Genomic DNA, 11298 nt, shown 5'->3' on the forward strand with positions numbered 1-11298 from the left:
GCGCACACGTGTGCGCGGGGGCCGCCGGCCGGGCGAAGGGCGGTCAGATGATGCCCTCCTCGATCTCCGCCTGCTCGCGCGCGTTCCCGTACGCCGACGGCGTGCCGTACGAGCGCCGCGCGACGAACCACCACACCGTGGCCAGGACCAGCACGGCTACCAGAGCGATCGACGCGTAGTTCATCGAGCTGATCGTCACCGGCGAGGACTGGGGCAGCAGGAACAGCACGGTCACGATCGCCACCCACACCACCGCGATCCAGCCGACCGGCTTCGACCAGCGGCCCAGGTGCCACGGCCCGCGCTGGAAACGGCCCCCGGCACGCAGCTTCAGGAAGATCGGAATCGCGTAGGCGGGCGTGATCCCGATGACGTTGATCGCGGTCACCGCCCCGTACGCGGTCGCCGAGTACAGCGACGGCAGGGCCAGTACCCCGGCGACGATCACCGACAGCCACACCGCGGGCACCGGCGTCTGCGTCCGCGCGCTCACCTTCCGCCAGAGCGAGGAGCCGGGCAGTGCGTTGTCCCGGCTGAAGGCGAACACCATCCGGCTGGCGGCGGCGACCTCCGCGTTGCCGCAGAACAGCTGCGCCGCGATCACGATCAGCAGCATCGCCGTGGCGCCCGAGGTGCCCAGCGCATCGATCAGGATCTGCGCGGGCGGCACACCGGTCTCGGTGTTCTGCGTGCCCGCGTAGTCCTGGATGGCGAAGGTGAGCCCGGCCAGCAGGACGAAACCGGCCACCCATGACACCCAGATCGCCCGGACGATGCCGCGCGCCGCCGAGACCGAGGCGTTCGAGGTCTCCTCCGACAGATGGGCCGAGGCGTCGTAGCCGCAGAACGTGTACTGCGCGAGCAGCAGCCCGATCGCCGCCACGTACAACGGGTTGTGCCAGCCGGTGTCGTTGACGAACTCGGTGAACACGAACGAGGGCGACTGGTGGTGCGAGGGGACGATCGCCAGTACGGAGACGATCACCGCCACACCGGCCAGGTGCCACCACACGCTGACCGAGTTGAGGATGCTCACCAGCCGCACCCCGAACAGGTTGATGACGGCGTGCAGCAGCAGGATGCAGACAAAGATGATCATCGTCTTGCCGGGGGTGGGCGCGAAGCCCCACTGGAGCTTCATCAGCGCGCCCGTGAACAGCGCGGCGCCGTAGTCGATGCCCGCGATGGCGCCGAGCAGTCCGAGCAGATTCAGCCAGCCGGTGTACCAGCCCCACTTGCGGCCGCCCAGCCGGTCCGCCATGTAGTACAGCGCCCCCGACGTCGGATACGCGCTCGTCACCTCGGCGAGCGCCATCCCGACGCACAGCACGAACAGGCCGACCCCGGCCCAGCCCCAGAGCATCACCGCGGGCCCGCCCGTGGACATGCCGAAGCCGTACAGGGTCATGCATCCCGACAGGATCGAGATGACGGAGAAGCTGATGGCGAAGTTGCCGAACCCGCCCATGCGGCGGGCCAGGACCGGTTGGTAGCCGAGTTCGCGGAGCCGTTGCTCCTCGTCCTTCGGCGCACTGGTCCCCTTGCGGGGCGAGGTGGACACGGACATGGGGGACCTCCTGGGGGGTGGATGGGCAACGCGAAAAAGGGGCGGGGGTGCTCAGCCGGGGTCCGCGGCCAGCGCCCGGGCGCGGGCGCGCACGAAGACCTCCTCGGCACCGCCGGGGTCGTCGGGCGCACGGGAACGGCACGCCCAGGGCAGCGAGGTGAAGTACGGGCCCAGCTCGCGGAACACCTCGGCCGCGTCGGCGAACCGGAGCGCCCCCCACAGCGCGTGCGCCAGGTGGTTGAGGTCGGGCAGGGCGCGGCCGGCGGCGGGGGAGCGCCGGTACCAGACCTCCAGTGCGCGCAGGGCCTCGCGCTCGGCGTCCTCGGTGACCCAGTGCAGGTCGAGGGCCTTGTCGTGGTCGTGCTCGCGGCGGTAGCGCTCGACCCGGACGTACAGCGGGAGCACATGGAGGGCCGAGCCCTCGGGCGCCGTGGACGACGCCCACTGGACGAGGTTGACCGCCTCGGAGAGCGTGCCGCCGGCGCTGCGCGCGTACACGAACTGGAGCATCCGGTGGTACGCCTCGCGGTTGTGCGGGTCGCGCCGGTCGGCCTCGGCCAGCAGCCCCCACGGGCCGGGGAACAGCATGGGCCCGGGCGGGGGGAGCCGGTGCTCGGCGAGGCGCTGGCCGGCGTCCAGCTGGGACAGGGCGAGCAGACACACCCAGGGCACCGGGTCGGCCGGTGCGGCGTGCGCCGCCGAGCGGCACGCCTCCCAGGCCTCCTGCCAGAGCTCCCGGCCGCTGGGGTGGCCGGAGCGGTTGGCCCGGACGGCCCGCTCCACGGCGACCCGGGCGCGCATCACGGCCGCGGCGGTGCTCTCCGGCTCCTCGGTCAGCCAGGTCCGTATCGCGTCCGTGCCCGCCGCGACCGCGCCGAGGACCTGGGTGCGCTGGGTCCACAGCGCCCAGTCCGGGGTGCGCGCCAGCAGGTCGCGCATGGCGATCCAGCGTCCGGTGCGCAAGTCCTGTAACGCCGCGCGGAGTTCGTTGTCGTGGCCGGCCGGATGGTAAACCGGCCGGAATTCACCGTTGGCCATGGACGCGCTCGGGACGGGGTGCTGAATTCATCGATCCTCAGGGATTATTGCGGCATAGAAACAGTTGAAGTACGAACTGCTCATCGGCTTCCGGTTGCTGTTCGGCGGTGAGTGTAGAGCCGTTTGCGCGGAACTCTCGGACGAATCCTCGATTCCGTCCAAGTCGCTTGCCGGTTACTCGTGTTGGCATCTTCCCGCCGCCTCCGAACGGTTCCGGACATAGGGGCGGCGCATGCTTGACGTAGCTGCTGGGCTGCACCACTGTGGGGGCCGCGACCGAAGATCACCATTCCATTCGAGCCCCCGGGCCCGCGTACCGCTGGAGAACCATGGCAGGCCCGGTGCTGGCAATCGACCAGGGCACATCGGGAACGAAAGCGCTGGTGATCTGTCCCGAGCGCGGCGTCGTCGGTTCCGGTTCCGCCCCCGTGCGGCCCCGGTATGGACCCGGCGGAGCCGTCGAGACGGACCCGGCCGAATTACTCGCGTCGGTCGTCGCGGCCGGCCGGCGGGCCCTGGCCGAATCGGGCGGCACCGTCGACGCCGTCGGGCTCGCCAACCAGGGCGAGACGGTCCTCGCCTGGGACCCCGACACCGGGCGTCCGCTCACCGAGGCGATCGTGTGGCAGGACCGCCGCGCAGCGGGCGTCTGCGCGGAACTCGCGCCCCGCGGCGAAGAGCTGCACCACCTCACCGGACTCCCTCTCGACCCCTACTTCGCCGCCCCGAAAATGGCCTGGCTCCGCCGCGAACGGACCCGCGAGGGCGTCGTCACCACCAGCGACGTCTGGCTGGTCCACCAGCTCACCGGCGCCTTCGTCACGGACGCCGCCACCGCCGGACGCACCCAGCTCCTCGACCTGGACCGCGTCGCCTGGTCGCCCCGGGCGCTCGACGCCTACGGCCTCGGCGACGAGCGGCTGCCGGCCGTGACCGACGCCGCGGGAACCTTCGGTACGACAGGGGTGTTCGGCGGCGACGTCCCGCTCACCGGCCTCCTGGTCGACCAGCAGGCGGCCCTGCTGGCCCAGAGCGCCCTGGACCCGTCCGTCGCCAAGTGCACCTACGGCACCGGCGCGTTCCTCCTCGCCGGGACCGGCGCCACCCCGCGCCGCAGCACCGGCGGACTGGTCAGCTGCGTCGCCTGGCGGCTCGACGGGCGCACCAGCTACTGCCTGGACGGCCAGGTGTACACGGCGGCCTCCGCGGTGCGCTGGCTCACGGACCTCGGGGTGATCGCCGGCGCCACCGACCTCGACCCGGTCGGCGCCACCGTCCCCGACACCGGCGGCGTCACCTTCGTCCCCGCGCTCGCCGGGCTCGCCGCCCCCTGGTGGCGGAGCGACCTGCGCGGCTCGGTCACCGGGCTCGGCCTGGACACCTCGGCCGGGCACCTGGTGCGCGCCCTGTGCGAAGGGATCGCCGCCCAGGTCGCCGAGCTGGCCGCCGCGGTCACCGCCGACCGGGGCACCCCGCTGTCCGTCCTGCGCGTCGACGGCGGCCTCACCCGCTCCGCCCTCCTCATGCAGACCCAGGCCGACCTTCTGCAACGCCCGGTCGAGGTGTCCGCGCTCCCCGACGTCACCGCGCTCGGCGTCGGAGCCGTGGCCCGCATGGGCGCCGACCCCGCGCTGCCGCTCGACCGGGCCGTCCCGGACTGGAAACCGGCCGCCGTCTACGCGCCACGCATCGGCCCGGACGAGGCGGCCGAACGCCTCGACACGTTCCGGACCGCCGTGCGCGGGCTGCTGGAGCGGGCGTGAGCGCGAGCGCCGCCCGCCGGACGGGCCCGACGTGGTAGCGGCCACGCCCACCGTCACCCGCGCCGGGCACCCGCTCCCCGACGGCCCGCCCTACGACGTCACGGTCATCGGCGCCGGAGTCGTCGGCACCGCCATCGCCCGCGAACTGGCCCGCCGCCCCCTGCGCACCGCCCTCGTCGAGGCCACCGACGACATCGCCAACGGCACCTCCAAGGCCAACACCGCGATCCTGCACACCGGATTCGACGCGGTCCCCGGCACCCTGGAAGCCCGCCTCGTCCGCGAGGGGCGGCACCTGCTCTCCGGGTACGCCACCCGCACGGGCATCCCCGTCGAACGTGTCGGCGCCCTCCTCGTCGCCTGGGACCGGGACCAACTCGACGCCCTGCCCGGCCTGCTGGCCAAGGCCGGGCGCAACGGTTACCACGCGGCCCGGCTGCTGGACGCCCGGGAGACCGCCGCCCGCGAACCGCACCTCGGGCCCGGTGCGCTCGGCGCCCTGGAGATCCCCGACGAAGCCGTCATCTGCCCCTGGACCACCCCGCTCGCCTACGCCACCGAAGCGGTCCGGGCCGGGGTCCACCTCCACCTGGACTGCCCCGTCCAGGACATCGCGTACGCCCCCGGGCTGCACACCCTCACCACCGGCCGGGGCACCCTGCGCACCCGCCTGCTGATCAACGCCGCCGGGCTGCACGCCGACGCGATCGACCGGCTGCTCGGCCTCGACACCTTCACCGTGCGCCCGCGCCGAGGCCAGCTCATCGTCTTCGACAAGCTCGCCCGCGACCTGGTCCGCCACATCCTGCTGCCCGTCCCCACCGCCGCCGGCAAGGGCGTCCTGGTCGCGCCGACCGTCTTCGGCAACGTCCTCCTCGGCCCCACCGCCGAGGACCTGGACGACAAGCAGGACACCGGGTCCACCGCCGAAGGGCTCGCCCTGCTGCGCGAGAAGGGACGCCGCGTGCTGCCCCGGCTGCTCGATGAAGACGTCACCGCCGTCTACGCGGGACTGCGGGCCGCCACCGGTCAGGAGGACTACCGGATCACGGCCCACCCGGACCGGGCCCTCGTCACCGTCGGCGGCATCCGTTCCACCGGACTCACCGCATCCATGGCCATCGCCGAGTACGTCGTCTCCCTCCTCCCCGACGCCGGACTCGACCCGGGAGAGCCCGTCGCACCCGTGCCCCCCGCCATGCCCGACCTGGGCGAAGGGTCCGTCCGCCCGTATCTCGACGCCGAGTCGATCGCGCGCGATCCCGCGTACGGCACCATCGTCTGCCACTGCGAACGCGTCACCGAGGGCGAGATCCGCGACGCCCTCGCCTCGGTGCTCCCGCCGCGCTCGACCGACGGGCTCGCCCGCAGGACCCGGGCCGGCAACGGACGCTGCCAGGGCTTCCACTGCGGGCCCGCGCTCCGCGCCCGCATCGAGAGGGGCCGCCCATGATCCGCCAGGAACGCCACGTCGACGTGCTCGTCGTCGGCGCCGGACCGGCCGGCCTCGCCGCGGCCGCCGGTCTCGCCGCCGCCGGGGTGCGGCGCGTGGAAGTCCTGGAGCGCGACCAGGCGCTGGGCGGCATCCCCAGGCACTGCGCCCACGGCGGATTCGGCACGCGCGCGAGCGGCGATCTCAGCGGCCCCGTGTACGCCCTGCGCTGCGCGGCCGAGGCACGCGCGGCCGGCGCCGCGCTCCGCACCGGCATCACGGTCACCGGCTGGGCCGGGCCCCGCACGCTCGACGCCACCGGCCCCGGCGGACTGGAACGCGTCACCGCCCGGGCCGTCGTCCTCGCCACCGGCGCCCGGGAACGCCCCCGCGCCGCCCGGCTGGTCCCCGGCACCCGTCCGGCCGGCGTCTACACCACGGGCGAACTCCAACAGGCCGTCCACCTCCACCACCAGCCCGTCGGTACCCGCGCCGTGGTCGTCGGCGACGAGCCGGTGAGCCTCGCGGCGGCCGGCACCCTGCGCACCGCCGGAGTCCACCTCGTCGCCCGCGTCACGGAGCACCCGCCCCGCCCCCTCTCGGCCGTGCGGGCGGCCGGCGGCGCGCCCCTGCTCACCCGCACCACCGTGACCGCCCTCACCGGCCGCCCCCGCCTGACCGGCGTCCAGGTGCGCCACGCGGACGGCCGGACCGCCACCCTGGCCTGCGACACCGTGGTCTTCACGGCCGACTGGATACCGGACCACGAACTCGCCCGGCGCGGCGGCCTCCCGCTGGACCCCGGTACGCGGGGACCCGCGTATGATCCCGCCCACCGCACCGGACGGCCGGGGGTCTTCGCCGTCGGGAACCTCCTGCACGGCGGGGAGAGCGCGGCCACCGCCGCCCGCGAGGGCCGGGCCGTCACCGGACCCGTGCTGGCCCACCTCGCCGCCGGGACCTGGCCGGCGAGCGGGCCGCCCCTCGCCGTCGACGCGCCCCTGGAATGGATCGCCCCCAACCTCACCGGGCCCGGCGGGCGCCGGCTCCTGCTGCGGACCGGCAGGCGGCTGACCGTACCGCTGCTCGTCGTCCGTCAGGACGGGACACTGCTGCACCGCGAACGCGTGGCGCGATGCGTCGCGCCGGGCCGCTCCTTCCCGCTCACCGCCGACTGGCTGGCCCGCGTCGACCCGGAGGGCGGCACGGTGCGCCTCCGGATCGGCTGAGCGGGAGTCGGCCGCTCAGGGGATCAGCAGCCAGTCCGAGCCGATCGCGGCGACCAGCCCGACGGCCAGCAGCCAACTCCCCAGCCGGGTGCGTCCGTTCCGGCTCAGCTCGATCACGATCCCGCAGAGGATCAGCGCCAGCCCGTACACCCCGACCACCAGGACGGAGGCGCGGCTCGCGAGCCGCAGCCCGAGCACCACCGCCATCGCCGCCATCCCGACCGAGGAGAGCACGATACGCACCCGTCTCGCCTGCCGCGGGGTCAGCCGGCGCCCACCGCCGTCCCCGTTCTCCGCGAGACCGTCCGCGACGTCCTCGTCGTGGTCCTCGACGGTGGTTTCGGCGGTGTCCTCGGCTATCGGGGCGTCCACGGCTCGGTCCTGGTCAGAAGTGCTCATGACGCGGGATCGTAATGGTTCGGCCCCGGCCCGTTCGCCGTTGTCAAACAACACCGTCGAAACCCGGCCGACTTGTGCCTCACGGCCGGTCCGCCCGCAGCCTCGGTGCCTCCGCCGCCGCGTCCACCGGCTCCGCGCCCGTGCGTTCCACCCGCACCGCCAGCTCCCGCGCCCAGCCGGTGAGCTCCCCGAGCCCCATCCCGTGGGCCTCACCGGTCCCGTACGCCTCCAGCGCCGCCGCACCGCGCCGCAGCAGCCGCGCCCCGCCCGTCGCGTTGCCCCGGGCCGCGTGGGTCAGGCCCACGGCCAGCTGGGCGAGCCCGCGCCACAACTCCCGTTCCCCGTCCGGGCCCGTCTTCCACGCGTCCTCGAAGACCTCGTGCGCGTGGAACGGCATGCCCGCGTCCAGCAGCCGCTGCGCTTCGCGCACGGTCTCACCGGCGGTGCGTTCGACGCCCTCCGGCTGGCGCTCCACCCCCGGCGTCCCGTACGGCAGCGGGCGTCCCAGCCCGTCACGGGGGCGCGCGTTGAGCGCCCGTCCCTCGGAGTTCCGGTCCCTGCGTGTCTCGTTCACGCCCCCGATTGTGCCCCGCACCTGCGGCGAACTGTCCGAACCACTGTCCGTGGAACGCCGCGCGCGACTAGGCTCGACCACCATGGTCACCACTTTGGGGGAGGGTAGGCATGAAGCCGTCCCGGCCGCTTTATGAGCGCGAACCGGAACTCGCCACTGCCGCACAAGCCATCGACGCGCTGTGCGGGGCACAGGCCACCGGCGGGCTGCTGATCTACAGCGGCGAGGCAGGCATCGGCAAGACCGCGCTCCTGGAGGAGATCCAGGCCATGGCGGCGGACCGGTGCACGATCTGGTCGGCGCGCGGCGGTGAGACGGTCACCTCGGTGCCGTTCCACGTCGTACGGCAGCTGCTCCAGCCGGCCCTGGGCCAGTTCCCGCCCGACGACGTGCGGGCCCTGTTCGGCCCCTGGTTCGACATCGCCGCCCCGGCCCTGGGGCTGGCCGAGCCCTCCGGCCCGCAGCCCGATCCGCAGGGTGTGCGCGACGGCCTCGACTACGTCGTGAAGCGGCTCGCGTCCCGGCTCAGCCACCGCCCGCTGCTCCTCGTCATCGACGACGCCCACTGGGCGGACGGCGAATCCCTCGCCTGGCTCTCCTCGTTCACCGCCCGCCTCGGCGACCTGCGCGTACTGGTCGTCCAGGCGCACCGGCCCGAGGAGCTGGCCGCCCGCGAGGCCGCGCGCAACGCGGCCGACGGCCACCCCGCGCAGATCCGGGTCGCGCTGCGCGCCCTCACCCCGGACGCCACCGCCGAACTGGTCCGCGCCACCCTCGGCGAGCACGCCGACGACCCGTTCTGCCGCGAGGTCTGGGCGGTCACCGGCGGTAACCCGTACGAGGCGGTCGAGCTCGTCGCCAAGGTCCAGGACAAGGAGCTGGCCCCGCTGGAGGAGTCCGCCGGACTCCTGCGCGAACTCGGAGCCTCCGCCCGGGGCAGCGGCCTCGTCGCCCGCCTCGAACGGCTCGGCACCAACGCCAACCGGTTCGCCTGGGCGGCCGCCGTCCTCGGCACCGACATCTCCCAGGACCTCGCCGCGACCCTGGCCGGGATGAGCTCCGCGGAGGCCGCGGACTGCACGGCCCGGCTGCGCGAGGCCCGTATCGTCAGCGGTTTCGACCCGCTGGAGTTCGTGCACCCGCTGATCGCCTCGGCCGTCTACCGCTCCATCCCGCCCGCCACCCGCACCGCCATGCACGGCCGGGCCGCCTGGGCCATCACCAACGCCGGACTCGGCCCCGCCGCGGCCTCCCGCCACCTGCTCGAAGTCCACCCGGACGACGACCAGGAACTCGTGGAGCAGCTGCGGGCCGCCGCCAAGCAGCACCTTGCCGTCGGCGCCCCCGAGGCCGCCCGGCGCTGCCTGGAGCGCGCGCTCGACGAGCCGCCGCGCCACGACGTACGCGCCACCCTGCTCTACGAGCTGGGCTGCGCGACGCTGCTCAGCTCCCCGGCCACCACCGTGCAGCACCTGCGGGCCGCCCTGGACATGCCCGGCCTCGTGGACGAGCTGCGGGTGGACGCCACGTTCCGGCTCGCCGCCGCGCTGTCGCACAACAACCAGCTCAAGGAGGCGGCCCTCGCCCTGGCCGCCGAGGCCGAGCGCACGGCACCCGGTCCCGGCCTGATGCGGCTCCAGGCCGCCCACTTCCTCTGGGAGGGGATGCAGGCCACCGAGGAGGACGGCCCCGGCCGCTCACGCCGGCTCGCGGCCAACGCCGACCACCTCACCGGCCGGGACAACGCCGAACGCGCCCTGCTCACCCTCCGCGCCTTCGACGCCATGCTGCGCGGCGAGAACGCCGAGATCATCGTCGACTTCTGCGAGCGCGCCCTCGTGAACGGCCACCCCGCACGCGGACTCGGCTGGACCGATTCCGAGTGGGGCTTCGAGCTCCCCGCCATGGTCGGGATCACCTATGCCTTCACGGACCGGCTCGACCGCGCCGAGGAGCTGTTCGGCGAGGCGGTCCGGGCCTTCGAGATCTCCGGCTGGAGCGGCGCCCACCTGGCCTTCGCGCACACCCTGCTCGGCCTGGTCCACCGCCGCCGGGGCCGCCTGGCCGAGGCGGAGGGCTTCCTGCGCGAGGGACTGCGCCTCGCGGACCGCGTCGGCAGCGGGCTCCCCGTCCACTGGGACGCGGCCTGCCTGCTCATCGACACCCTGCTCGCCCGGGGCAAGGTCCCCGAGGCCCGCAAGGTCGCCGACCAGTACGACTTCGGTCTGCCCTACCCCAGTGCCATGGTGCTGCCGGACGCCCCGTGCGTCCGGGGCCGCCTGCTGCTGGCCGAAGGCCGTACGAAGGAAGCGGTGACCGAGCTGGAGGCGGCCGGCCGCTCGCTGGAACCGCGCGGCCGGTTCAACGGCATCTGGGGCCCCTGGGCCGGCGACCTGGCCCGCGCCCTCGCCGACGAGGACCCGGGCCGGGCGGCCCAGCTCGCCAACACCGCGCGGGTCCACGCGGAGCGGTTCGGCACGGACACCGCCATCGGCGAGGCCCTGCGCTGCGTGGCCCTCTTCGCACGCCCGGAGGAGTCCGTACACCTCCTCGGCGAGGCGGTCCGCCACCTGGAGGCGTCACCCTCCGGCTACGAGTTCGCCCAGGCGCTCGTCGACTACGGCATCGCCGCCCGCTCGCCCCGCGAACTGGCCCGCGGCCACAAACTGGCCACGGCCTGCGGCGCGGAAGGACTGGCCGCCCGCGCCCAGCAGGCACGCGCGTCGATCCGGTCCACCGAGTGAGGTAATGTTTTCCCTGCAGCCGCCACCCGGCCGGACCGGGTATGGGGCAGCGGGACGTGGCGCAGCTTGGTAGCGCACTTGACTGGGGGTCAAGGGGTCGCAGGTTCAAATCCTGTCGTCCCGACTGGATGCAGTCGCAGATCAGGGCCGGTTTCGGAGACATCCGAAACCGGCCCTCGGTCGTTCTCCGGCGCCGGACCCCGACGTTTTTCCGCCGTGAGCCCGGGTACGCGGTCGCGGACAGAGGACCGCGGCACTCCGGCGGAGGGGTGCGACCGAACAGAGGAGTAGCCATGCTGAAGGCGATCGCGGATGTGTTCCGTTCCATCGGGAGCGCCATCGCCACGGTGGTCACGCTGCCGTTCCGGGCCGTCGCCCGGCTGTTCAGCGGTGCGTCGAGCACCGCCCACGGTCACCACTGAGCGCGCGCCGACCCGTCGCCACGGGTCTTCGAGGGGCGGTTCCGGGAAGGTCCGGAGCCGCCCCTCGGCGTTGCGGGGTGTCCTGACGGCCGTAGCGCGCCCGGACCGGAGGGCAGTGCGCGCGACGCAC

Annotated in this window: 9 protein-coding genes and 1 tRNA gene; 6 read left to right on the forward strand and 4 right to left on the reverse strand. The window is 74.1% G+C overall.

What is annotated here, in order from left to right; all coding sequences use genetic code 11:
- Positions 1-43: 43 nt before the first annotated feature.
- Both ACFUJY_RS21025 and ACFUJY_RS21030 read right to left on the reverse strand, forming a co-directional pair.
- Entirely contained in the window at positions 44-1567 is a 1524-nt protein-coding gene (locus tag ACFUJY_RS21025; protein ID WP_383301697.1) for an amino acid permease, read from the reverse strand.
- 51 nt (positions 1568-1618) lie between these two features.
- A complete protein-coding gene (locus ACFUJY_RS21030) occupies positions 1619-2605 on the reverse strand; it encodes a hypothetical protein (RefSeq protein WP_383301700.1) in 987 nt (328 codons plus the stop codon).
- Between the two features lie 329 nt (positions 2606-2934).
- Between ACFUJY_RS21030 and ACFUJY_RS21035 the strand changes: the two genes are divergently transcribed.
- Genes ACFUJY_RS21035 through ACFUJY_RS21045 form a run of 3 tightly spaced genes read left to right on the forward strand, consistent with a single transcriptional unit; the run spans position 2935 to position 7029 of the window.
- Positions 2935-4368 (forward strand): FGGY family carbohydrate kinase, encoded by a 1434-nt coding sequence (locus ACFUJY_RS21035; protein ID WP_383301702.1) that lies wholly within the window; start codon positions 2935-2937, stop codon positions 4366-4368.
- A 31-nt stretch (positions 4369-4399) separates the two neighbouring features.
- Positions 4400-5821 carry an NAD(P)/FAD-dependent oxidoreductase gene (locus tag ACFUJY_RS21040; RefSeq protein WP_383301704.1) on the forward strand — a complete coding sequence of 474 codons (1422 nt, stop codon included), beginning with the start codon at positions 4400-4402 and terminating at the stop codon, positions 5819-5821.
- Entirely contained in the window at positions 5818-7029 is a 1212-nt protein-coding gene (locus tag ACFUJY_RS21045) for an FAD-dependent oxidoreductase (RefSeq protein WP_383301707.1), read from the forward strand. The genes ACFUJY_RS21040 and ACFUJY_RS21045 overlap by 4 nt, the downstream gene beginning before the upstream one ends.
- Positions 7030-7044: 15 nt before the next feature.
- On the opposite strand, the gene ACFUJY_RS21050 is transcribed toward ACFUJY_RS21045, so the two are convergent.
- A complete protein-coding gene (locus tag ACFUJY_RS21050; protein ID WP_383301710.1) occupies positions 7045-7428 on the reverse strand; it encodes a hypothetical protein in 384 nt (127 codons plus the stop codon).
- 79 nt (positions 7429-7507) lie between these two features.
- The gene (locus ACFUJY_RS21055) at positions 7508-8002 is read right to left on the reverse strand and encodes a DUF309 domain-containing protein (RefSeq protein ID WP_383301712.1); all 495 of its coding nucleotides are present in this window, start codon (positions 8000-8002) and stop codon (positions 7508-7510) included.
- 110 nt (positions 8003-8112) lie between these two features.
- Between ACFUJY_RS21055 and ACFUJY_RS21060 the strand changes: the two genes are divergently transcribed.
- The 3 genes from ACFUJY_RS21060 (at position 8113) to ACFUJY_RS21070 (ending at position 11168) form a co-directional block, all read left to right on the forward strand.
- Entirely contained in the window at positions 8113-10746 is a 2634-nt protein-coding gene (locus ACFUJY_RS21060; RefSeq protein WP_383301715.1) for an ATP-binding protein, read from the forward strand.
- Positions 10747-10796: 50 nt separating this feature from the next.
- A tRNA-Pro gene (locus tag ACFUJY_RS21065) sits at positions 10797-10870 on the forward strand.
- Between the two features lie 169 nt (positions 10871-11039).
- Positions 11040-11168, forward strand: coding sequence for an LPFR motif small protein (locus ACFUJY_RS21070; RefSeq protein WP_383301718.1), 129 nt, complete (start codon positions 11040-11042; stop codon positions 11166-11168).
- Positions 11169-11298 lie beyond the last annotated feature (130 nt).

The sequence above is a fragment of the Streptomyces sp. NPDC057249 genome (assembly GCF_042669245.1).
Taxonomy (GTDB): domain Bacteria; phylum Actinomycetota; class Actinomycetes; order Streptomycetales; family Streptomycetaceae; genus Streptomyces.